This is a genomic window from Kordia sp., from assembly GCF_050633145.1.
GTDB lineage: Bacteria > Bacteroidota > Bacteroidia > Flavobacteriales > Flavobacteriaceae > Kordia.
This window is the reverse complement of record NZ_JBOEFY010000077.1, coordinates 1-24,493: the sequence shown is the minus strand read 5'-3', so window position 1 is coordinate 24,493 and position 24,493 is coordinate 1. Positions and strand designations below refer to the sequence as shown.

General features: G+C 32.7%; 23 protein-coding genes. 12 read left to right on the top strand and 11 right to left on the bottom strand.

The window, feature by feature from the left end; genetic code table 11:
- Positions 1–336: 336 nt before the first annotated feature.
- The 7 genes from sucD to ACRBBL_RS25425 all read right to left on the bottom strand — a co-directional run bounded on the left by sucD (position 337) and on the right by ACRBBL_RS25425 (position 7,528).
- Positions 337–1,209, bottom strand: a complete 873-nt coding sequence (gene sucD, locus ACRBBL_RS25455) for a succinate--CoA ligase subunit alpha (protein ID WP_431371921.1) — start codon at positions 1,207–1,209, stop codon at positions 337–339.
- Between the two features lie 103 nt (positions 1,210–1,312).
- Positions 1,313–2,254 carry a UDP-3-O-(3-hydroxymyristoyl)glucosamine N-acyltransferase gene (locus ACRBBL_RS25450; protein ID WP_431371920.1) on the bottom strand — a complete coding sequence of 314 codons (942 nt, stop codon included), beginning with the start codon at positions 2,252–2,254 and terminating at the stop codon, positions 1,313–1,315.
- A gap of 54 nt (positions 2,255–2,308) precedes the next feature.
- Positions 2,309–2,875, bottom strand: a complete 567-nt coding sequence (gene efp / locus ACRBBL_RS25445) for an elongation factor P (RefSeq protein WP_114903956.1) — start codon at positions 2,873–2,875, stop codon at positions 2,309–2,311.
- 17 nt (positions 2,876–2,892) lie between these two features.
- Positions 2,893–3,678 (bottom strand): acyl-ACP--UDP-N-acetylglucosamine O-acyltransferase, encoded by a 786-nt coding sequence (lpxA, locus tag ACRBBL_RS25440; RefSeq protein WP_431371919.1) that lies wholly within the window; start codon positions 3,676–3,678, stop codon positions 2,893–2,895.
- 153 nt (positions 3,679–3,831) lie between these two features.
- Positions 3,832–5,253 (bottom strand): bifunctional UDP-3-O-[3-hydroxymyristoyl] N-acetylglucosamine deacetylase/3-hydroxyacyl-ACP dehydratase, encoded by a 1,422-nt coding sequence (locus ACRBBL_RS25435; RefSeq protein ID WP_431371918.1) that lies wholly within the window; start codon positions 5,251–5,253, stop codon positions 3,832–3,834.
- Positions 5,246–6,274 (bottom strand): UDP-3-O-(3-hydroxymyristoyl)glucosamine N-acyltransferase, encoded by a 1,029-nt coding sequence (gene lpxD / locus ACRBBL_RS25430; protein WP_431371917.1) that lies wholly within the window; start codon positions 6,272–6,274, stop codon positions 5,246–5,248. The genes ACRBBL_RS25435 and lpxD overlap by 8 nt, the downstream gene beginning before the upstream one ends.
- A gap of 24 nt (positions 6,275–6,298) precedes the next feature.
- The gene (locus ACRBBL_RS25425) at positions 6,299–7,528 is read right to left on the bottom strand and encodes an HD domain-containing protein (protein ID WP_431371916.1); all 1,230 of its coding nucleotides are present in this window, start codon (positions 7,526–7,528) and stop codon (positions 6,299–6,301) included.
- A gap of 89 nt (positions 7,529–7,617) precedes the next feature.
- On the opposite strand from ACRBBL_RS25425, the gene ACRBBL_RS25420 reads away from it, so the two are divergent.
- The 8 genes from ACRBBL_RS25420 (at position 7,618) to ACRBBL_RS25385 (ending at position 13,793) form a co-directional block, all read left to right on the top strand.
- Positions 7,618–9,165: a response regulator gene (locus ACRBBL_RS25420; RefSeq protein WP_431371915.1), complete on the top strand. Its 1,548-nt coding sequence runs from the start codon at positions 7,618–7,620 to the stop codon at positions 9,163–9,165.
- A gap of 88 nt (positions 9,166–9,253) precedes the next feature.
- Positions 9,254–9,661, top strand: coding sequence for a tRNA (adenosine(37)-N6)-threonylcarbamoyltransferase complex ATPase subunit type 1 TsaE (gene tsaE / locus ACRBBL_RS25415; protein ID WP_431371914.1), 408 nt, complete (start codon positions 9,254–9,256; stop codon positions 9,659–9,661).
- Between the two features lie 289 nt (positions 9,662–9,950).
- On the top strand, positions 9,951–10,541 hold the full coding sequence (locus ACRBBL_RS25410) for a hypothetical protein (RefSeq protein ID WP_431371913.1): 591 nt from the start codon (positions 9,951–9,953) through the stop codon (positions 10,539–10,541).
- Between the two features lie 162 nt (positions 10,542–10,703).
- A complete protein-coding gene (locus ACRBBL_RS25405; protein ID WP_431371912.1) occupies positions 10,704–10,856 on the top strand; it encodes a hypothetical protein in 153 nt (50 codons plus the stop codon).
- Positions 10,786–11,343 (top strand): hypothetical protein, encoded by a 558-nt coding sequence (locus tag ACRBBL_RS25400; protein ID WP_431371911.1) that lies wholly within the window; start codon positions 10,786–10,788, stop codon positions 11,341–11,343. The genes ACRBBL_RS25405 and ACRBBL_RS25400 overlap by 71 nt, the downstream gene beginning before the upstream one ends.
- A gap of 265 nt (positions 11,344–11,608) precedes the next feature.
- Positions 11,609–12,142: a hypothetical protein gene (locus ACRBBL_RS25395; protein ID WP_431371910.1), complete on the top strand. Its 534-nt coding sequence runs from the start codon at positions 11,609–11,611 to the stop codon at positions 12,140–12,142.
- Positions 12,143–12,197: 55 nt separating this feature from the next.
- Positions 12,198–13,397 carry an alanine dehydrogenase gene (locus ACRBBL_RS25390; protein WP_431371909.1) on the top strand — a complete coding sequence of 400 codons (1,200 nt, stop codon included), beginning with the start codon at positions 12,198–12,200 and terminating at the stop codon, positions 13,395–13,397.
- Positions 13,398–13,400: 3 nt separating this feature from the next.
- A complete protein-coding gene (locus ACRBBL_RS25385; RefSeq protein ID WP_431371908.1) occupies positions 13,401–13,793 on the top strand; it encodes a DUF4258 domain-containing protein in 393 nt (130 codons plus the stop codon).
- 12 nt (positions 13,794–13,805) lie between these two features.
- On the opposite strand, the gene ACRBBL_RS25380 is transcribed toward ACRBBL_RS25385, so the two are convergent.
- Positions 13,806–16,655 carry a M16 family metallopeptidase gene (locus ACRBBL_RS25380; protein ID WP_431371907.1) on the bottom strand — a complete coding sequence of 950 codons (2,850 nt, stop codon included), beginning with the start codon at positions 16,653–16,655 and terminating at the stop codon, positions 13,806–13,808.
- Between the two features lie 48 nt (positions 16,656–16,703).
- The gene (locus ACRBBL_RS25375) at positions 16,704–17,870 is read right to left on the bottom strand and encodes a proline dehydrogenase family protein (protein ID WP_431371906.1); all 1,167 of its coding nucleotides are present in this window, start codon (positions 17,868–17,870) and stop codon (positions 16,704–16,706) included.
- A gap of 96 nt (positions 17,871–17,966) precedes the next feature.
- On the opposite strand from ACRBBL_RS25375, the gene aroB reads away from it, so the two are divergent.
- Positions 17,967–19,034: a 3-dehydroquinate synthase gene (gene aroB / locus ACRBBL_RS25370; RefSeq protein WP_431371905.1), complete on the top strand. Its 1,068-nt coding sequence runs from the start codon at positions 17,967–17,969 to the stop codon at positions 19,032–19,034.
- A gap of 135 nt (positions 19,035–19,169) precedes the next feature.
- Positions 19,170–19,454, top strand: coding sequence for a hypothetical protein (locus ACRBBL_RS25365; protein ID WP_431371904.1), 285 nt, complete (start codon positions 19,170–19,172; stop codon positions 19,452–19,454).
- A gap of 2 nt (positions 19,455–19,456) precedes the next feature.
- Here the strand turns inward: ACRBBL_RS25365 and ACRBBL_RS25360 are convergent, their stop codons facing one another.
- Both ACRBBL_RS25360 and ACRBBL_RS25355 read right to left on the bottom strand, forming a co-directional pair.
- Entirely contained in the window at positions 19,457–19,969 is a 513-nt protein-coding gene (locus ACRBBL_RS25360; protein ID WP_431371903.1) for a DinB family protein, read from the bottom strand.
- A gap of 98 nt (positions 19,970–20,067) precedes the next feature.
- The gene (locus ACRBBL_RS25355) at positions 20,068–20,421 is read right to left on the bottom strand and encodes a DUF983 domain-containing protein (RefSeq protein WP_431371902.1); all 354 of its coding nucleotides are present in this window, start codon (positions 20,419–20,421) and stop codon (positions 20,068–20,070) included.
- 94 nt (positions 20,422–20,515) lie between these two features.
- Here ACRBBL_RS25355 and ACRBBL_RS25350 point away from each other — a divergent pair, with 94 nt between their 5' ends.
- Both ACRBBL_RS25350 and ACRBBL_RS25345 read left to right on the top strand, forming a co-directional pair.
- Positions 20,516–21,379 (top strand): AraC family transcriptional regulator, encoded by an 864-nt coding sequence (locus ACRBBL_RS25350; RefSeq protein ID WP_431371901.1) that lies wholly within the window; start codon positions 20,516–20,518, stop codon positions 21,377–21,379.
- Positions 21,380–21,557: 178 nt separating this feature from the next.
- A complete protein-coding gene (locus ACRBBL_RS25345; RefSeq protein WP_431371900.1) occupies positions 21,558–23,843 on the top strand; it encodes an ATP-binding protein in 2,286 nt (761 codons plus the stop codon).
- Positions 23,844–24,493: the final 650 nt, after the last annotated feature.

Here is a 24,493-nt window from a genome sequence, read left to right as displayed (position 1 = left end):
AGCAAACCATGTAACTAATTAAGCATTTTTACTTATCAATATTAGAAATCTATTATCGTCCTATTTTAAACAATTTAGGTTGTTAGCTAGCTTAATGACAATTAATTTTAGGTTTTTATGAGATACCTTTAGACATATTAATTTTAAAAAAATCATTATGTTACAAAATTTAGAAAAGTATCAAATCGAAAATCAAGAGGTTATTACTGGAGGAAGTAATCATGTTGGCAATCCTGATTGTTTTGGAGAAAATCAATAAGTGATTGATTATAATTATGAACTAAAAAAGCGCATTACCAATACGATAATGCGCTTTATATATTTTAAAAGTGATTGTTATGCCATCACTTCTGCTACTTTCTTTCCAATTTCAGCTGGAGAATCTACTACGTGAATTCCACATTCGCGCATAATTCTTTTCTTAGCTTCTGCAGTATCATCTGCTCCACCAACAATTGCTCCTGCATGTCCCATTGTACGTCCTGCAGGTGCTGTTTCTCCTGCGATGAACCCTACAACTGGTTTTTTACTTCCGCTTTCTTTGTACCATTTAGCTGCATCTGCCTCTAATTGTCCACCAATTTCACCGATCATTACTACACATTCAGTTTCTGAATCATTGATTAATAACTCAACAGCTTCTTTTGTTGTAGTTCCAATAATTGGATCTCCACCAATACCAATTGCAGTTGTAATTCCTAATCCTTGTTTTACTACTTGATCCGCAGCTTCATATGTTAATGTTCCTGATTTAGAAACAATTCCTACATTCCCTTCTTTAAAAACAAATCCTGGCATAATTCCAACTTTTGCTTCTCCTGGCGTAATTACACCTGGACAGTTAGGACCAACTAAGCGACAGTCTTTGTTACTAATATAAGCAGCAACTTTAGTCATGTCTCCTACAGGAATTCCTTCTGTAATAGTGATGATTACTTTTATTCCTGCATCAGCAGCTTCCATAATTGCATCGGCAGCAAATGCTGGCGGTACAAAGATGATTGTAGTATCTGCTCCAACTTTTTCAACAGCTTCTGTTACTGTATTAAAAACTGGTTTATCTAAGTGAGTTTGTCCACCTTTTCCTGGAGTTACACCACCAACTACGTTAGTTCCGTACTCAATCATTTGACCTGCATGAAATGTTCCTTCACTTCCTGTAAATCCTTGAACAATTATTTTTGAATCTTTGTTTACTAAAACGCTCATTTTGATATTTGTTTTTTGGCTGAACAAAAATAGTTTTTTCTATAGTATTACTAAAGTATTTTTTGAGTTTTATCAAGAAATACTTTTTCTACCCAAAAACTATCTATTCGTTTAAGTTTTCTATTTTCTTTATCAATTCTGGAATTTGACGAATTGCTGCAATTTCCTTGTATTTTTTTCTAAAATCATCTGCTGGTGTTCCAAAGTAGCTTTTTCCACCTTCTAAGCTTTTGCTTACGCCAGATTGTGCCGAAATAACTGCCTTTGCTCCTATGGTGATTCCGCTTGTAATTCCTACTTGTCCCCAAATAGTAACTTCATTTTCTATAACAACACAACCAGCAATTCCTGTTTGTGATGCAATCAAACATTTTTCTCCAATTACAGTATCGTGACCAACATGTACTTGATTGTCTATTTTTGTTCCTTGTTTGATAGTTGTATCACCTGTAACACCTTTATCAATTGTACATAACGAACCTAAATCTACATTATCTTCTAAGACTACTCTTCCGCCAGAGCGTAATTTATCAAATCCTTCAGGGCGTTTTTTGTAATAGAAAGCATCTGCTCCTAAAACCGTTCCTGAATGAATGGTTACATTATTTCCAATTACGGCATTGTCATATATAGCCACATTTGCATGAATCATACAATCTGAACCAATAGTTACATTGTTTCCAATAAAACAATTTGGCTGAATTACCGTACGTTCTCCAATGGTTGCTGATGGCGAAATTGCCGCAGACGCACTTACAAAAGGTCTAAAATGATCTGTAAGTGTATTGAAATCTCTAAAAGGATCATCAGAAATTAATAATGCTTTCCCTTCTGGACACTCAACTTCTTTATTGATTAATACGATTGTTGCTTTCGATTCTAATGCTTTATCATAGTATTTTGGATGATCGACAAAGACAATATCTCCAGCTTCGACTACATGAATTTCGTTCATTCCATGCACAGGAAACAAATCGTCACCAACATAATTTGTGTTGATGATTTCCGCTATTTCTTTGAGAGTGTGTATTCTAGGGAATTTCATACTGCAGTTAAATCAAAAAAAGCGCAATGTTAGTGATTGCGCTTTTTGGTTTATTTATTCTTTTATACGTTCCATGTAGGAACCTTTTTCTGTCTCAATTTTAATTTTGTCTCCTTCATTGATGAATAATGGAACATTTACTCTTGCTCCTGTTTCAACCGTTGCAGGTTTTGTAGCATTTGTTGCTGTATTTCCTTTTACACCTGGTTCTGTGTGTGTTACTTCTAAAATAACACTTGCAGGCATATCTACAGATAATGGCAAGCTATCTTCTGAATTGATCAAAATTTTTACATTTTCTCCTTCTTTTAATAAGTCTGGAGCATCTAAAGCAGATTTTTGTAATGTAATTTGGTTGTAATCAGATGTATTCATGAAGTGAAACGTATCACCATCACTATATAAATATTGGAATGTGTGCGTTTCTACACGAACATCGTCAATTTTGTGTCCAGCAGAAAATGTATTATCAATTACTTTTCCTGTAGTAACACTTTTTAGTTTTGTACGTACAAATGCAGGTCCTTTACCTGGTTTTACGTGTAAAAACTCAATAATTTTAAATATATCGTGGTTGTAACGAATGCACAATCCTTTTCTAATGTCTGATGTTGATGCCATTGATTATTATTTTAATTTTAGTTTGAAGCAATATATCCTTTCATGATACCTCTGTGTGAGTTTTTGATGAATTGTAATATTTCATCGCGCTCAGTAGTGGCTTCCATTTCTGCTTCTATGATTTCCGCAGCTTGCGTATTGTTATAATTTTTTTGGTATAGGATTCTAAAAATGTTTTGAATCTCTCTTATTTTTTCTGTTGAAAAGCCTCTTCTACGCAGTCCAACCGAGTTGATTCCTACATACGATAATGGTTCACGTGCCGCTTTTACATACGGTGGTACATCTTTACGAACTAACGATCCACCAGTTACAAACGCATGGTTTCCAATGGAACAGAATTGATGTACAGCCGTCATTCCCGCAAGGATCACATGATCTCCAACAGTAATATGACCTGCTAAGGTACTATTGTTTGAAAAAATACAGTTATCGCCTACAATACAATCGTGTGCAACGTGGCAATATGCCATAATGAGGCAATTTTTACCAATTTTCGTTTTCATACGATCGGTTGTTCCTTTATTGATGGTAACACATTCTCGTATGGTAGTATTATCACCTATTTCAGCAATTGTATCTTCTCCTTGGTATTTTAAATCTTGTGGTGGTGCTGAGATTACTGAACCTGGAAAAATATTACAGTTTTTCCCAATTCGTGCTCCTTCCATTATGGTTACGTTTGAACCGATCCAAGTTCCTTCTCCAATAATTACATTGTTATGAATGGTTGTAAAAGGTTCTACAACTACATTTTTTGCAATTTTTGCTCCTGGATGAACATAAGCTAAAGGTTGATTCATCTACTACTTTTTAGTTATTTGTATGATTTGACTCGATAATCGAGTTTTAATACGCTGACACTTTCGCCAATATATTTTTATTACTTTATTATAGTTCAAAATTTCTTTTGAGTATAATTTATTTGTGACAAAATACACTTTTTTTTGGAAGTGTTATTTTTTTACGATGTCTTCTTCTTTTTTACGTGCAATTTGCGCCATTAATTCTGCTTCAGCAACTAACCTACCATTTGCATACGCGTATGCTTGCATGTGGCAAATTCCTCTACGAATTGGCGTAATTAAATCGGCTTTGAATATTAAAGTATCTCCAGGAATTACTTTTTGTTTGAATTTTACTTTATCAATTTTCATGAAAAAAGTCAAATAATTTTCTGGATCAGGAACTGTACTAAGTACTAGAATTCCACCTGTTTGTGCCATTGCTTCTACTTGTAATACACCTGGCATTACTGGTGCTCCCGGGAAATGCCCTACGAAAAACGGTTCGTTCATCGTTACATTTTTTACACCAACTACATGACTATCAGACAATTCTAATATTTTATCTATAAGTAAAAATGGTGGCCTGTGTGGCAACATTGTCATGATTTGATTTATGTCCATTAATGGAGTTTGATGCAAATCGTATGTTGGTACTTTGTTGCGTTTTTCTATCTTGATTATTTTAGATAGTTTTTTTGCAAATTGTGTGTTTACAAAGTGTCCAGGCTTGTTAGCAATGACTTTTCCGCGAATGCGAGTTCCTACCAAAGCTAAATCACCTATAACATCGAGTAATTTGTGACGTGCAGCTTCGTTTGGATGATGCAATGTTAAGTTGTCTAAAATTCCATTAGGTTTTACTGCAATATCTTCTTTTCCAAAAGCAACTCTAAGCTTGTCCATCGTTTCTGGAGATAATTCTTTATCTACATATACGATTGCATTGTTTAAATCGCCTCCTTTAATAAGTCCGTGCTCTAATAACATTTCTAATTCATGTAAGAAACTAAATGTTCTTGAGCTTGCAATGTCCTTTTTAAAGTCTGAAATGTGCTTTAAGGTAGCATTTTGTGTTCCCAATACTTTCGTTCCAAAGTCAACCATAGTAGTTACTTGGTATTCATCAGAAGGAATGATTGTTATTTCGCTGCCTGTTTCTTCATCTATATACGAAATTACATCTTTTACAATGTATTCTTCACGTGGTTTGTCTTGTTCAACAATACCAGCTTTTTCCAAAGCTTCTAAAAAGAATTTCGCAGAACCATCCATAATTGGCGGTTCGGAAGCATCCAATTCTATACTTACATTGTCGATTTCTAAACCAACTAATGCAGCTAGTACATGCTCACAAGTTTGAATTTTTACGCCTCTTTTTTCTAAAACCGTTCCACGTTGTGTATTTACAACATAGTTTGCATCAGCTTCAATAACTGGGCTACCTTCAAGATCGACTCTTACGAAAGTGTATCCCTGATTTTCTGCTGCGGGTTTAAAAGTTAAGGTAACTTCTTTTCCTGTGTGAAGTCCAACGCCTTTTAAAGAAACTTCTTTGGCGATAGTAGTTTGTTTAACAATAATTTCACTCATTGTTGTTTATTTTTTTTTCTAGTTGATTTATTGTTTTTGCAAGTTTTGGCAAGTTTTTGAAGTATACATACGATTTGTTGTAATCTCCATAATTTAATGCTGGCGAACCTTGCAACGTTTCCCCGTCTTTTACGTTTCTTCCAATTCCAGATTGCGCTTGAATTTTTACATTGTCACCAATAGTAATATGTCCTACTATTCCAACTTGTCCACCAATCATACAGTTTTTACCAATTTTGGTAGAACCTGCAATTCCTGTTTGTGCTGCAATGACTGTGTTTTCTCCAATTTCTACATTGTGAGCAATTTGAATTTGATTGTCGAGCTTTACGCCTCTTTTTATTACTGTTGAACCTAAAGTCGCTCTGTCTATAGTAGTTCCTGCACCAATATCTACATTCGCTTCTAGAATTACATTTCCTGTTTGTGGTACTTTTTGATATTCACCTTTTTCATTCGGCGAAAAGCCAAATCCATCAGCGCCAACAATAGCTCCACTATGAATTACACAATTGTCTCCAATAACCGATTCCGAGTATATTTTTGCTCCTGCAAAGATAATTACATTGTCTCCAATAGTAACATTATCTCCAATGTAAGCGTTTGGATATACCTTTACATAGTCACCAATTTTTACATTGTCGCCCATGTATGAGAACGCTCCAAAATATAAATCTTCTCCATACACAGCAGAGTCTGATATAAATGCTGGCTGTTCAATTCCAACTTTATTCAGCTTTACTTTATTGTAATATTCTAAGAGTTTTGAGAATGATTTGTATGCGTCTTCTACTTTTATAAGTGTTGTATACAATTCTTCTTCTGCCGAGAAATCTTTATTTACGATGGTTATGGATGCACGCGTACTATATATGTACTGTGTGTATTTTGGGTTTGCTAAGAAAGTTAATGAACCTTCTGCACCTTCTTCTATTTTAGAAAGTTTGGATACTTCAGTGTTTGGATCACCTACGATATCTCCTTCTAAAATACCTGCTATTTGTGTCGCTGTAAACTTCATTCCCGCAAAAGTATAAAAAAAGTACTAAAGTTTGTCTTTTGGGTAACATATATAATATTTTGTCACCAGTTTTGAAAGCGCTTTCAGATTTAATTGGTCAGAAGCCTTAACTACATCTTGAATTTTTCCTGTTTTTAGTAAGATATTTATATTTTGACTTGTGGTTTTGTATGCTTGATTAGAAATTTCGCCCGAAAATACAAAATACGCTGCTTCCGTTTTGCTAATTTTATACTGTTCCATCAAAGTTTCAGTTTCGCTTTGAAGTTTTTTATTAGAAATCTTTTTCTTTTTGATTTTTATCTGAAGTAAATCGCGATTAATAATCATTCTACAAAGGTTTGACAGAACAAAATCGTCTTCTTCTACCCATTCTTTCATAGCGGAAACAATATCGTAATCGTCCAATTTGGCAAATCGATCTAACACTTCATAATTAAAATCTTCAATAGATATTTCATTCTGAATGAAAAAAGATAACGCTGCACTTGCTTTTAAGTTAGTGCCTTGCAAAGTCAATTCTTTCGCTCTTTTTAAAACTCTAATAAGTAATTGCTCTGCGACTAAACTCGTTTTGTGCAAATATACTTGCCAATACATTAAACGCCTGGCAACCAGAAATTTTTCAACCGAATAGATTCCTTTTTCTTCAATGACTAATTCATCATCTACGACACTTAACATCGTAATAATTCGTTCTGAATTAATGTTTCCTTCAGCAACACCAGTATAAAAACTATCGCGCTTTAAATAATCGGCTCTATCCATATCAATTTGACCAGAAATTAACTGATACATGAATTTTCTTGGGTAGTTTCCTTTAAATATTTCGATGGCAAGCGTTAAACTTCCGTTAAATTCTTCATTTAATTGCTCCATCAACAACAACGAAATTTCTTCATGATGCACGCTATTTACGATACTGTGTTCCATTGCATGCGAAAAAGGTCCATGACCAATATCGTGTAATAAGATCGCAATTAACAAGGCTTCTTTTTCTTCTTCTGAAATTTCAACGCCTTTAAAACAAAGCACTTGAATTGCTTTTTGCATTAAATGCATACAACCCAACGCATGATGAAAACGTGTGTGATGCGCACCAGGATATACCAAGTATGACATTCCCATTTGTGAAATTCTGCGTAAGCGCTGAAAATATTTATGCTCAATTAAGTCAAAAATGAGCGGATTGGGAATTGTAATAAATCCGTAAATTGGGTCGTTTAAGATTTTAAGCTTATTTCTAGTATTCAATGTGTAGTTTTTTATACTTTTTTTAGAATAAGCACAAATATAAGTACATTACAAGATACCTTACTAACAATTTACAAATAAAGACATACATGAGTGCATTCAAGATTCTTTGGGTTGATGACGAAATTGACCTATTAAAGCCACATATCCTCTTTTTAGAGAAAAAAAACTACAATGTAACTACCTGTACAAGTGGTACAGAAGCTATTGAAATGATTGATGAAGACAATTTTGACATTGTGCTTCTAGACGAAAATATGCCAGGTTTGACAGGGATTGAAACATTGGCAGAATTAAAAGAAAAGCAAAACAATCTTCCTGTGGTAATGATTACCAAAAGTGAAGAAGAATATATAATGGAAGAAGCAATTGGCTCTAAAATTGCTGATTATTTGATAAAACCAGTAAATCCGAATCAGATTTTATTGAGTTTGAAGAAAAACTTGGACCATTCGCGTTTGGTTTCTGAAAAAACAACTTCTAATTACCAGCAAGAGTTTCGAAAGATTGCGATGGACATGGCAATGGTGAATACAATTGAGGAATGGATTGAATTGTATCAAAAACTGATTTATTGGGAATTGCAATTAGAAAGCATTGAAGATACTGGAATGTTTGAAATTCTAGAGTCGCAAAAACATGAAGCTAATGTGCAATTTGGGAAATTTATCGATAAAAATTATCCTGATTGGTTTGGAAATGAAGAAGCACCGATTATGTCGCACACTTTATTTAGAGAATTGGTCATGCCAGAAATTAGCAAGGCACAACCAACCTTATTAGTTGTGGTTGATAATTTACGTTACGATCAATGGAAAGCTTTTGAACCAATTGTAAATACACATTATAAAAAAGAAAAAGAAGTTCCGTTTGTGAGCATCTTGCCTACTGCGACACAATATGCTAGAAATGCTATTTTTTCTGGTTTAATGCCATCGGACATGGAGAAGTTACATCCAGAATACTGGAAGAACGATACAGATGAAGGTGGAAAGAATTTGCATGAAGATGATTTCTTAAAAGCACAATTAAAACGCTTGGGACTTAATATTAAGCACGAGTATCACAAAATTACCAGCTTAAAAGGCGGTAGAAAGCTCGCAGACAACTTTAAATCACAAAAAGACAATGACTTAACGGTTGTCGTTTATAACTTCGTAGACATGCTCTCACACGCTAAAACCGAAATGGATGTTGTAAAAGAGTTAGCTTCAGATGATAAGGCGTATAGATCGCTCACGCAGAGTTGGTTTAAAAATTCTCCTTTGCTGGATATTATACAACAATCGCAACGCTTAGGTTTTAAATTGATCATTACAACCGACCACGGAACAATTAATGTAAAACATCCATCAAAAGTAGTTGGAGACAAAAACACAAGTTTAAATCTGCGATACAAAACTGGAAGAAGCTTAACATACGAACAAAAAGATGTATTGGCAGCCAAAGATCCAAGAACAATTCATTTACCAGCTATCAACATGAGTAGTTCTTTTATTTTTGCTAAAACGGACTTATTCTTCGCGTATCCTAATAATTACAATCATTATGTAAGTTATTACAGAAACACCTACCAACATGGTGGAGTTTCTTTGGAAGAAATGATCATTCCGTTTGCAGTTTTATCGCCTAGATAGTGTTCAAAATATAGAGTCAGCAAGTGATTTTATAGGCATTTACAGAATTTTTACTAAATTTGAGGAAAGCCTCAAAAATAAAAACCTAGTGAAAAAAGAATACAATCTTTCTCAAATTGATGAGATTGCAGAAGCTATTTTAGCGGAATCTGAGCATAAAATTATTGCTTTTCATGGAGAAATGGGCGTTGGCAAAACTACCCTCATAAAAGTGTTAGCCAAACAACTTGGTGTAAACGAGTTGACTAGCAGTCCTACATTCTCCATTGTGAATGAATATCATGCACCGAATGATATTTTATACCATTTTGATTGTTACCGAATAGAAAATGAAGAAGAAGCCTATGATATTGGCATTGAAGATTACTTATATAGTGATGCTTGGTGTTTTATAGAATGGCCGGAACACATTGAAAATTTGCTTCCTGAAGACATAACTAAGGTCACAATTGACAAAATAAATGAAAAACTGCGCTCAATTCACCTAAAAAATTGAGCACTTTACCGAAAAATGAATAACTATAACCTATAAATAATTGAAAAGACTGACAAATGACTGACTTTTATACTATATTGAATGAAAATTCTTATAATATACAAAAGTGAAAAATTGATAAAAATACGGAGAAAATAAAATATGATAATTTTCTGAAAATCATTGCTTTAGTCGATAAGTTTGCATCATCGTAAAACTAAAACCTAAAACAAAATGAAATTAAGAAATTATTTATTCGCAGCAGTCGTATTCGCATCAGTAACATTTGTGTCTTGTAACCCAGATAGCATTGCAGACGAAGACAACCCATACCAAACAGAAGAAAAAATCGACAAGAGTAAAGTCAAAATTCCTGGGGAATAGTGAAAACAAATCTAGACTCCAGTCCAAAATAGTATTAAATACTTTAGTCGCATTATTAATAGCAATTACACCATATCTATTTCAATTGTATGAGTACGTACCTAAAGGTACAAGCGTATGGGAAACGCCTTTTTTTACAATAACTGAAACTAATTATGACACTGTACGGATATTAGTTTGGTCAAGTATGAATAAAGCTATTCCGTTGTTATTAATGATTATTTGGTTTTTAACCTGCAACAAATGGTGGTATCATGTCATTTTAATTCCTATGTTCATGTTTGGATTCCAACTATTTGGAGCTATAAATGATAAATCGAGTATTTTAGACGTAGTAGAGATTTATTGGTTATTACCTATCATGATGATAATAATTCCTTTTGTTTATCTCATAAGAATAAAACTCATGGACAAATTAGTTCACGGAATAGATTTAAAAAAGATAGATGCTGAATTAGCAGAATATGAACGTAAAGAACAGGAGCAACAAAGTTTACTAACAAAAACACAAGAATAATAAGTTCATTGAAATAAAATAATATACTATTTTCTACGTATTTCATTAATATTAGGTAAAACTAGCAAAAATACGTAGAAAATATATTATGCTTTTTTTAAAGGTAACATTTGGTTATTCAATAAGTTTGACCCATCGTTAAACTAAATAATCTAAATTAAAATGAAAACTAAATTCTACCTTTACTTATTAGCAGCCGTATCGTCAATTTTATTTGTATCTTGTAATCCAGATAGCATTGCTGATGAAGACAACCCATACGAAACAGAAGAAGGAGTCAAAAGAGGAGATATCAAAACGACAGATATGGGCTAAAAAGAAAATATTTATAGATTCATTAATCATATTTTCTATAGCCATTTCACCTTTTTTAGCTTATTTATATTTATATGTACCTGAAGGTGATAGCTGGACTACAGCATTTTTTACTGTTGACAAAAATGGTTTTTCCAGTGTTAATATCGCCATATGGATATACTCGGGTAAGATAATACCCCTGTATCTATTGATATTTTGGTTTTTAACTTGTAAACATTGGTGGTATCATATTATAATTGTACCAATTACTTTATATGCATTTCAATTATTCACAGTTTTAAATAAAAAGGCTGATTTTATAGATGAAAACGAAATTGTATGGGTAATAACTGTATTAATGATTATTGCTCCATTTGTTTACTTAATTAGATTAAGATTATATGATAGACTTGTTCTAGGAATTGATTTAAAGAAAATTGACGCTGAACTAGAAGAATATGATCGAAAGGAAAAAGAAGCTAAAAATAAAATAGAAACTAAATAATTACGTATATTCGCGAAAATACTTACGTAAAAAATACAAAAAATACCAAATTCTACGACTTTTGCTAGTTTTGCCCAAAACTAGCAAAAGTACGTAGAAAATATATATACGTATTTTTCTGAAAACTAGCTGGTTATTAAATAAGTTTGTACCATCGTTAAACTAAATAACCTAATTAATCAGATGAAAACTAAATTTTACTTTTACTTACTAGCCGCTTTTTCAACAATATTATTTGTATCTTGTAACCCAGACAGTATTGCTGATGAAGACAATCCATACGAAACAGAACAAAAAGTCGATAAAACAAAAATCATCCGTCCTACTAAAGGGTAGTGTCATTGCTATTTTAATAGCTATAACACCATATATATATTATTTATACGAAAGTTTCCCAGAAGAAAAAGTCTGGGAAACTTTCTTATTTACTTACGAAGCTAAACATTATCAGACTGTTGATTATGCTGTTTGGATATTTATGGGAAAAATAGTACCTATAATATTACTCATCTTATGGTTTGTAACTTGTCGTGATTGGTGGTATCATGTAATTTTAATTCCAATCGCCATGTATTCATTTCAACTATATAGCGCTATAAATGATGATGTTAAATTCATGGATGAAGTTGAAATTTACTGGATGATCCCAATAATGATGATTATCGTACCAATTGTATATTTTATTCGAATTAAATTATTTGACAAATATGTATACAATATAGACCTCAAAAAAATGGATGCTGAACTTGCTGAGTACGAACGAAAAGAAAAAGAAATGTTAGAAGAACACAATGAGTAGTTTTTTAACTTCATTTTTATTTGTAACTTCATGTTTTAACCAATCGTAATGCTTCATGGCTGAGTCTTTATCACCTTTTACCAAACAACAATTACTTCCGCAAGAGGAAACGCTTGAAATTTTAAAACACAAGAAAGAGTTGTTTATTGGTATTCCAAAAGAAACATCGTATCAAGAGAAACGTGTTTGTTTAACTCCAGATGCAGTAGCAGCTATTGTTGCGCATGGACACCGTGTGCTGATTGAAAGTTGTGCCGGAAAAGAAGCTAATTTCTCTGATAAAGAATATACAGAAGCTGGTGCAGAAATTACAAATGATACTCAAAAAGTATTCTCCTGCCCTATTATCCTAAAAGTTGAACCACCAACTTTGGATGAATTGCAATTATTGAATCCGCAAACAATTTTAATTTCTGCCTTACAGATAAAAACACAAACCAAAAAATATTTTGAAACTCTTGCAAGCAAACGCGTTACCGCACTTGCTTTTGAATATATTCGTGATGAAGACGGAACCTATCCTGCTGTACGATCTTTAAGTGAAATTGCAGGAACTTCCTCAGTATTAATCGCTTCTGAAATTATGACAAATGTAAATAGAGGAAATGGATTAATGCTAGGAAATATTAGCGGAGTTCCACCTGCAGAAGTCGTAATTCTTGGTGCAGGAACTGTTGGAGAATTTGCTGCACGTTCTGCTTTAGGACTTGGTGCGAATATTAAAGTGTTTGATAATTCTATTACTAAACTACGTCGTATTCAAACAAATTTAGGAAGGCCAATATACACCTGTACCGTGCAACCAAAAAATTTACTAAAAGCTTTAAAGCGCTGTGATGTATTGATTGGTGCTGTTCGCGGAAAAAATAGATCCCCAATTTTAGTTACTGAAACAATGGTTTCACACATGAAAAAAGGTGCTGTTATTATTGATGTAAGTATCGATATGGGCGGTTGTGTAGAAACTAGCGAAATTACTTCTCACGATAAACCAACATTTGAAAAACACGGAGTCATACATTATTGTGTTCCAAATATTCCTGCAAGATACTCCAGAACTGCTTCTGTATCAATTAGTAACATCTTCACTCCATATTTACTAAAAATTGCAGATGATGGCGGATTAGAAAATTCGCTTCGTTTTGACAAAGGATTGAAAAATGGTTTGTACTTTTACCACGGCGTTTTATCGAACAAATCAGTAGCAGAATGGTTCGATTTGCCGTACAGAGATATCAATTTATTAATTTTTTAGTACATGAATAGTAGTCTTTTAAGACGTTTTGGATTTTATTTCGCAGGATTAGCCATTGGATTGGTAATGTTTGCTTTTCTCGTGAAAGGTCGTGGAGTTAAATGTGAGTTTGATTATTTACCAAACGCTCGAACTTTAAAAAACATTCGCAATAAAGAACGCCGTTTCTCACCTGAAATTCGTCAATTAATTGATAATAAAGAGATTGATACAGCTGAAATTTCAAATATTCTTAGAGATGGTGATGTAGATTTTTCAAGAAGCAAAGCCAAAGTAGACGCCGATACGTGTAAAGTGTATATAATTGAAGGTACTCTTCGCAATAAAGATATTGAATTAACTATTCACAACTGCGACAGCACTGCTTTGATAAAAACGATAAAAATGAAAAACTAATTTAATCAATAATTAGTTTTTCAGCTCATTTCCGTAAATATCTAATTCCGTAGCATCTCCTTTTCCAAAAGCATTCACTTCTTTTAATTGTGTTTCTTTGTCTCCAACAATCAGATAAAACATATCCTCTTCTTGAATATGTGTTTTAATCATATCTTGAAAATCATCGAGAGACATATCAACCAACTCTTTTTGCTCTTTTTCAAGGAAATCGAAATCCTTACCGTATTTACTAATTTGTCTTAAGATTCCTAATTTAGAATTTAATTCCTCATAATCTTTCGCACTACTTTTCAGGATTTTATTCTTCGTAATTGCTACTTCTGGTTCGTTAAAATCTTTCGAATAATTATCAACTAGATTTTTAATAATCTTTAACGACGGTAAAGTCGCATTAGCTCTTACGCTAGTCTGCACAACAAAAGGTGCTTTTTCATTTAAGTTTTGTAAATACGAATACGCTCCGTACGTATATCCTTTTTCAATACGAAGTGTTTGAAATAAACGTCCACTAGATCCTCCACCAAGTATTTGATTTGCATATTCCAAGTTATTATACATAGAATCCGCTTCTGATAACGCCAATTTTCCAGCATAAATAACAGATTGTTTTGCACCAGGGAAATCAATAAAATATATCTTCCCAGCTTTATCTTGTTTTGGCAATGTATACACTGGAGCATTCACTACTTTAGCTTCCCAATTTTTCCCAAGATTTTCAAGTGATTTTACAGCACTAACTTTACTAACTGCGCCAGCGATATGAATATTAGCCAAACTTGCAGATATATTTTTGTTATAAAATTCTTTTAAATCATTTAATGAGATATTTGAAATCGTTTTTGTGTTTCCAATAGCGGGAATTCCTAAAATATGATCGTCTCCATAAATCAATTTTCTAAATGATTGATACGCTATCGTTTTAGGATTTGCTTCTCTACCTTTTAAACTAGTTAACAACTCCTTTTTAAGTCGCTTATATTCAGACTCATCCCAACGTGGTTTTAACAATATTTCTTCTACTAATGCGATCGTTTTGTCAAAGTTTTTAGCCAAACAACTTCCTGAGACCGTCATGTTTTCATCTCTTGTGCTAATATTGATTCTTGCTCCAAGCAACTCAATAGCTTCTTCCAACTCTGATGAAGTTTTAAACTCAGTTCCTTCTTTCATCAATCTTCCTAATAATGAAGATAAGCCAGCTTTGTCTTTCGGATCTAAATAATGACCTCCATCAATTGTAATTGTAAATGAAACTAAAGGAACTTCGTTATTTTCAATTCCATAGACATCAATTCCATTTGCCAATTTACTTTTCCAAACTTCAGGAGATTTAAACAATGGCAACTCTCCGAATTCTGGTTCAGATCGATCATGCTTTGTTACTGTTTTTTCATAATTCGCTTCTGCTCCTTGTCCAACTTCCTCATTTGCTTTTCCTTGTACAATTTTTTCTTGATACACTTCAGCCTTTTCAGCACCGTTCATAGCCAAGTCAAATTGCCCTTTAGGAACAAATGATGTCATTACATAATGATGATCTTTAACATATTTATTATAAACACGAATTACATCTTCTTTAGTTACCTTCTTAGTCAACTCTGCATCTTTAATAATACGCGCAGGATCATTAGCATATTCATTTCCATTAGCTAAAGCAAACGCTTTGTCCATCACGGATTCAGTGCCGCTATACAATTGAACCTCTTGCAATGCTTTAATACGTTCTAACTGAGCTTCATCAAAGTTTGCTTCAAAATTCTTTAATCCAGCATCAATTGCATTTTTCACTTCATTCAAGTCTACACCAGCATTTGCACGCACAATAAATGTAAACTCTCCTGCCAATTCACTACTACTATTGAAAGAAGTAACTCTAGGTGCTAATTTTTTTGAAACGACTAATTCTTGATAGAGAGGAGATTTTTTACTTCCGCTTAATATTTCCCCCAAAATATCTAAAGCATATTGATCTTCATGATACATCTCTACTGTTGGAAATACCATTCGAAGTTCTGGAAGCTTTGCAAAATTGTCTTCAAAATACAAAGATTTCGTTTCTGTTAAAGCAACTGGTTTTGGTTCTAAATCTTGTATTTCATTTCCTTTTTTAATTTCACCAAACCACCTTTTAACAGCTTTTTTAGTCTTTTCAATATCTATATCTCCAGCAATTACCAAAGTCGCATTGTTTGGGCCATAATACATATTGTAAAACTCTTTTACATCTTCTAAGGTAGCTGCTTGTAAATCAGGAAGTGAACCAATTACTGTCCAGTTATACGGATGGTCTTTTGGATATAAATTTGCTCGAATGACTTCAGATGTAAAACCATAGGGAACATTATCATAGTTTTGACGTTTTTCGTTCTTTACAACCTGTTTTTCACGCTCTAGCGCTTCAGTTGTAACAGTATTAATCATGTAGCCTAAACGATCAGAATCTATCCATAATATTTTTTCAAAAGCATCTTTAGGAACTACTTCATAATAAATTGTTCCATCAGACCAAGTCCCACCATTACGACTTCCACCCCATTCCGGAATTACTTTTCTATTAGAACCTCTTGGCACATTTTCAGAATCATTAAACGCCATGTGCTCGAAAAAATGAGCAAAACCTGTTTTCCCTGGCTTTTCTCTGTTTGATCCAACATGCATAAGCGTGGCAACTGCAACCATAGGATCTGAATGATCTTCGTGCAATACTACTTCCAAACCATTATCTAAGGTAAATTTCTCATAGTTCAGCGTAAATTTTGAATCATTTTCTGTAGTTTTCACCTCCTTTTTCTCTTCACAAGAAAAAGTTATAGCTATAAACAGAATTAATAATTTAGTAGGTAGAATAGTGGTTTTCATGGTTGTATTCTGGTTATTTTAGGTTGGCAACTTTTGGTACAATGGTTTTTATATCTTTCTTCTTTTTCGTTCTTGTTTTAATAAACTTAATTCTCTAGATGTTTGTCCTGCGACAGAAGTGTTTTCTTCCGCTCTTCTAATTAAATATGGCATTACATCTCTTACGGGACCAAAAGGTAAGTATTTTGCTACATTATATCCAATTTTTGCTAAATTAAAACTGATATGATCGCTCATTCCATATAATTGACCAAACCAAACGCGCGCATCATCATTGGCAACTCCTTTATTTTTCATGATTTCAGCAACTTTATAAGAACTCTCTTCATTATGCGTTCCTGCAAAAACAGCCATACAATCCAAATTGTCTAACATATACGCAACAGCAGTATCAAAATTTTCATCGGTAGCTTCTTTCGAAACACATATTGGTGACTTATAACCTTTATCTTCTGCTTTTTTATTTTCTTTTTCCATGTAAGCTCCACGTACCAATTTCATCCCAATATGAAACCCTTGTGCCTTTGCATCTATATGTAACTGTTTTAAGTAATCCATTCGATCCCAACGATACATTTGCAGTGTATTGTAAACAATCGCTTTTTCTTTATTATACTTTCGCATCATATCTGCAACAATTGCATCAGCTGCATCTTGCATCCAACTTTCTTCACCATCAATCAATAAAGCTACGTCCATTTCGTATGCTTTTTTACAAACTGTCTCATAACGGTTTAACACACGTTCCCATTCAGCCTGCTCTTCGCTTGTCAATGTTTCGTTATTACCTACTTTTTCATACAAATCAATTCGTCCAAAACCTGTTGGCTTAAATACCGCAAAAGGAATGGCTTGTCTTTCTTTGACAAAATTTAAAATTTTCAGTATTTTTTCTAGTGTTGCATCAAACTGCTCTTCTTCTTGTTTTCCTTCTACAGAATAGTCAAGTACGCTGCATACGCCTTTTTCAAACATATTGTCTACTACAGACAAACATTCTTCTTCTGTCGTTCCGCCACAAAAATGATCGAAAACGGTAGCTCTAATTAAGCTTTCTACAGGCAAATGCGCCTTAATAGCAAAGTTAGTTACCGCAGTTCCAATCCTTACTAGAGGCTGGTTTGAGATTAGTTTAAATAAAAAATAGGCTCTATCGAGCTGAGAATCTGTTTTTAAAGCAAAAGCATTCTCTGTGTTGTTAAAAATTGGATCCATTTATAAATAATTGCTTTCACAAATATAGTTATTGAATTATTATTTTTTTGTTTAAAAAAGGCTTTATTTTGCTGTTAATATTAGTTTTTACAGATTATGAATTCCATCCAAGCGGCGAATTATTTAGTGCATTTTAACACAGATTGCTATACAAATCTTCAAGAACATCTTGCAAACTCTAATTATTCCAAGATTTTTATTTTGGTTGATGAACACACGCATGCACATTGCTTATCATATTTTATGAGCAATTTGCAGACGGAAACCTCTATAGAAGTTATTGAAATTTTAGCTGGAGAGATTCATAAGAATATTGAAACTTGCACAGGCGTATGGAATGTTCTTTCTGAATTGAATGCAGACCGTAAAAGCTTGTTAATTAATGTTGGTGGCGGTGTTGTTACTGATCTTGGTGGATTTGTAGCTTCTACTTTTAAACGTGGTATTTCATACATTAACGTTCCAACTTCTTTATTATCAATGGTAGATGCTTCTGTAGGTGGAAAAACTGGTGTTGATTTAGGAACATTGAAAAATCAAATTGGTGTGATTAATATTCCAGAAATGGTATTGATTGATACTTCTTTCTTAAATACACTTCCAGCTAATGAAATGCGAAGCGGTTTGGCTGAAATGCTGAAACACGGACTTATTTATGACGAAGCATATTGGAAAAAAATGATTGATCTCTCAAATTTCACTATTGAAGATTTGGATGAATTAATTTACGATTCAGTAAAAATAAAAAATACCGTTGTTACAGAAGATCCAAAGGAAAATGGACTTCGAAAAATATTAAACTTCGGGCATACTCTTGGACATGCCATTGAATCTTATTTATTAACACACGACACTAAAGAAGCCTTGCTACACGGCGAGGCCATTGCAGTCGGAATGGTACTAGCTACTTATATTTCCAATAAACAAGAAAACTTCCCTACTGACAAGCTAACTGAAATTAAATGTGTTATTTTAGATATGTATGGAAGAGTTGAATTTGAAGATTCTGATTACGAATCTATTATTGATTTAATGAAATACGACAAGAAAAATTCGCATGGAAATATCAATTTTGTCTTGCTAAGCGATATTGGCAAGCCAGTTTTAGATAAAATTGTTCCAAATGCAACCATTATTGAAGCTTTCAATTTTTACAATTCTTAACATAAAAAATACAGTTAACTGACATTATTTTTTTCTTTTCAAAAAAAATAGTTGTACTTTTAGTATAAGCTACATAGCTGATAATTCTCCTTATTTACCTAAGACCGTAGTATTAATTTTAAAAAGATTACTCCTATGAGAAAAGCTATCATAGATTACAAAAAAGTGACGCCAGAAATTCTTCAACTCTTGCAAGAACGTTATCCTGGCGGCTACAGAGATCGCGACATTATTGTATTTGACGATCACCACAACAATACGATTGAAGCCGTAGAAGTACGGACTAGCGATACCATTTACTTGGTAAAAGTGAGTAGCAAACTACATTACACAATGACCAATGTAGATAAAACTACTCCAATTGATATTGAAGAAATTATACCTGACGATAAAGTTGTAAATGATCTCTCGGAAGAGTAGTATTATATATAACGCTCGTTAATGACGTTTACATGATGTTTTTCGTGACCAGCGGCAATATATGCCAAAGCACGAACAGACATTTCATTGTCGCTTCCTACACCAATCCTTGACAGCATTTCGTCTGTGAATCCTTTAAATAAGGTAATTGTTCCTTGCCTGATTGCATTGTACTCAATTAGCATTTCCGAACTATCTCGTTCATTAGCTCCAGAAAAAGGAACATAATCATCTTGTTCAAAACCAGGTAAATTTGTTTTGTCATTTCTTGCAAAACGCAATGCTCTATTACAGAATATACGTTCTGTATCCATAATGTGTTGCAACACTTCTTTGATAGTCCATTTTCCTTCAGCATACGCACTTCTTAATTGCTCTTCCGTAAGCGAAGCTACTAACCTATTCACTTCTTCTACGCCATTTGCTAATGCGTTTACTATATTTTCTCCTTTGAACATTTGAATATATGGTTCGTAATATGGATTGTATTCGTTTGCTTCTGGAAATGGTATCATGATGATTTATGTTTGTAGATTTATGATTTTATGGACGCTGAATATACTATTAATTCCGCATCTTGAAAAATTAGTATGACAGCTTAGTCGAAAGAAAATCAAGTTTTAAACAGATGCATCCAAATTATTCTTGAGATTCGCATGTTAAAAACGGACAATCCAATCATAGTCGCAGCAATCATCAAGAAGATTTGAAAATTATTTTCAAACTGAAAAACATACGCAAGTAACATATACAAACCAACAGCTTCTCCAACTGTAAGCATGTAACTCACATACATAGCACCATAAAAATACCCAGGTTCTTTTTCAAATTTATAGCTGCAAATTGTACAATTTTTATACATTTTAGGCAGTTTTAACTTAAAAAAACCTCCTTTATCTTCAAAAACCTTTCCTTTACTACAATTTGGGCAACTTCCTAAACAGATGTTTTTTATCATATTTCCCATGATTTCTAATTTTAATACAAAGTTAAAAGTCAGATACTTGCTTTAAAGTTTGTATTTTCGCTTTTTATAGCACAAAAAAGACATTTTGCAGAAAATGAAATTACTTCCAGTATATAATATTTCGCAATTTAAAGAACAAGACACAAGCAAACACTTGTATTGCAATCGCTTTAAAGAACATTTGCGTACACATCCATTTATTGAAAAACCGCATAGACACGACTTTCATTTACTTGTAATCTTCACCAAAGGAACTGGAACACACGTAGTCGATTTTAATAGCTTTGAAATTTCTGCAGGAAGCGTTTTTGTATTGCAACCTGGACAAATGCATCACTGGAATTTATCAAAAGATATTGATGGTTATATTTTATTTCATTCGAAAGAATTTTACAATGTGCATTTTCAACACAAACAGATCAATGATTATCCGTTTTACTTTTCTACCTACAATACACCTGAGTTAATTCTAAACTCAACAGAAACACAAAAAATTGCATCGTTTTTTGAAATGGTTTTAGTAGAATATTCCTCTCAAGAGCTATTTAAAGAGCATGCTACATTGAATTTATTGGATTTAATTTACATTGAACTATCACGTCACTACATTACACCTACTCAACTACAAGTCAAGCGTTCTCATTCAATTCTACGAAACTTTGAAGTCTTACTTGAACAATTTTATAAGCACGAAAAGAAGCCTTCGTTCTATGCTTCCAAATTAAACATCACCTTGAAACATTTGAATCGTGTATGCAAAGAAACGTTACAAAAAACTGCCACCATCGTCATTACTGACAGAGTCATTCTTGAAGCCAAACGATTGTTGTTAAATCCAGAATTGTCCGTAAATGAAATCGCGAATCTTTTGGGCTTTGAAGATTACTCCTATTTCTCGCGATTATTTAAGCAGAAAACGAATCAGACACCTTCTGGGTTTAGAAGATTAGAATACTAGAGGATAAATTACTGAAAAATGTTAAATCAGAATATTCAGAATCCTTAACCTTATTAAAAACGATACATCTACATATATTTTTAAAAAGCGGTGTTTTAAAGGATTTCTTATAGCACTGAAAGGCAGTTTTTTACCAGAAAAATATGTATATTGTTAACCCCAAACTCCTAAAATTAATATGAAATTTTTAGCAAAAATATTAATTCTAATTATATACTGCTTCAGTTTACATTTACAAGGTCAAACACAAGATGTAGATTCTAACTTAAATTCAAATAATCTTAATTCTATTTTAGACGCATTGCCTAAAATATCTAAAGACTCTACAAAAGCTGAGATCACTAAACATGTAGATGCCATGATTAAGTTAATGAGTGAGGAACATTTCAAAGCAAATTACGCCCCAATATTAATTTATGCAGATAAAGGTTTAGCTTTAGCAAAGAAGAGTAATAATGCTAATCATATTCACGATACTAGAGCAATTGTTGGCAATACTCTGATTAAAGTTAAAGATAGCTTAAGAGCAAAGAAAATATTTTTAAAGTCATTAGAATATGCCGAAAAAACAAATGACAGCTCTCTTATTTTAAAGTCAAAAGGCAATTTGGCAAATATTTATTACTACATGGAAGGCTATAGAAGTAAAACCATTAGTATATATCTAGAAAGTATTGAACTTGCAGAACGCTTAAAAGATACAACACGCTTATTTGTATTACATCATAATTTAGCACGCGCATTTAATGAAACCAAGAACCCTAATCATAGTGATTATCATATAAAAAAGACAGCGCTCTATTTGAATTCATTAGGAAACCCACCTCATTTTCAAGCAAGCCATTTTCATAATATAGGAAGAAGGTTTTTATTACTTAACAAAGCAGATGAAGCAATAATAAACTTTAAAAAAACAATTGCACTTTGTGAGAACACTGATTTTACTGAAGCTTTAGTAGAAGGCTACACAGGTTACAGAGAAGCCTTGGAGTTGAAAAAAGATTATAAAGAATTTTATAAAATTAATAAAATCCTTAAGGTCTACGAAGAAGGAAAAGAAGAAAGTGAGGCTAAAAATATTATTGATGCCGTAAATGCAAAGTTAAATGTAGAGCGTTATAAAAATCAGATTAAGACGAACGAGCTAGAAAAAGAACTTTTAGTAGAACAAGCAGAACGAAAAAATATTTTTTTCATACTTTCTATAGCTACTGTTGGTTTTTTGGTTTTAATATTAGTAATAACATATGTTTCTAGTAAAAGAAGAAAAGCACTAGTAAAAGATTTAAAAGTTAAGAATAAACAGTATTTAATAGCTAAAAAAGAAAGTGAAGAATTTGCAAAAACAAAGACTAAATTCTTTGCTACAGTAAGCCATGAGTTACGTACGCCATTGTACGGCGTTATTGGTTTAAGTTCTATTCTACTTGAAAATGAAGATTTAAAAAAGCATGAAAAAGATTTAAAATCATTAAAGTTTTCAGCTAATTATTTACTCACTCTTGTCAATGATTTACTAAATATCAATAAAATTGAAAATAAAAACTTCATGGATGAAGATATTACGTTTAATTTAAAAACATTAACGACTAGAATAGTCTCTTCATTCGAGTATATAACACTACAACATCAAAATGAAATTAGTATAACGCTACATGAAGAGGTTCCTTTGTTGTTAAAATGTAACTCGGTAAGATTGTCACAAATACTTATGAATTTAATAGGCAACGCTTGTAAGTTTACAGAGAAAGGAAAGATTGATATTGCTATAGATCTATTAGAACGTACAGATGATGTTGCAAAGCTAAAATTTACAATTAAAGATACTGGACCTGGCATTGAGAAAACTAAATTAAATCACATTTTTGATGAATTTGCGCAAATAGATTCGTCATCTTCCGCTTATCAAGGTACTGGTTTAGGCTTACCAATTGTTAAAAAATTAATAGAGCAAGCCAACGGAACCATTAAAGTAGAAAGCGAACTTGGAAAAGGCAGTACGTTTACTTTTACTATAAGCGTGTTAATTTCTAACGAGGTTTTAGAACAGAATATACCTCCAATTTTAGATTTTAAACAATTAGAACATAAAAAAGTACTTATTGCAGAAGATAACCGTATTAATCAAACCGTTACAAAGCGTATTCTAGAAAATGAAGGAGTTGTTTGTTCTATTGCTGAAAATGGAGAAAAAGCAGTGAGCGCAGTTAAGCAATTTGCCTTCGATTTAATATTAATGGATATCAATATGCCTGTGAAAAATGGCATTGAAGCTACTAAAGATATTAGAATGTTTAATACCACTATTCCAATAATTGCACTTACTGCTGTAGATATAGAAGAACAAAAGAATCAAATCTTCGAATGTGGTATGAATGACATTATTTTAAAACCGTATGATATAGATCAATTCAAAAAAACAATTGCCTCTAACTTAAATTCCAAATTAGAGAATGAACTTTAAAATGAGCTTACTTAGCATAAGTTTAATATAATTGTTTTTCCATACATCTAAAAACCAACGACTTACATTAAATATTAAATCGAGCATTATTAAATTCAAAATACCTAGCAAAGCTATCAAGATTCAATTGAAATTTTAGTTTTTCTAGTGTTCTCGACTGCGCTCGAACTGACAAGTATTTATTTTTCAACTTTCTTTGCTTTTAGATTACTACTATTATCTAGCTTGGTTGACGGCACGAGTTGAGAAATTCGCGCTAGCGAAGGCTTAGATTGTTAGATTGCTGCGCTCTTTGACACACTATCGCTTTAGTTTCTTGATAGGTAAATTTTAACATGAAACTTTATTTTTCAAATTGACAAAAAAAATGGACTCGATTTGTTTTAGAAAGCAATTTTAATTCAAAAGAAAAAAATCCAGAACTCACTGCCAAACACAGGAAAAGTTCTGAATCTTGATATGTTATTTTTTATATAAGAATAGATTCCTGCCTTCACAGGAGTGACAATGATCTATAGTTATCAAAGTATTTCTCGATACAATTTTTCTTCATTTTATTGCGAAAAATCACTCGAAATGACGCCTTCAATTACTAAGAAACAGATTGCCACGCGTTTAAACGCTCGCAATGACGTTTCAAAGAAGTTTAA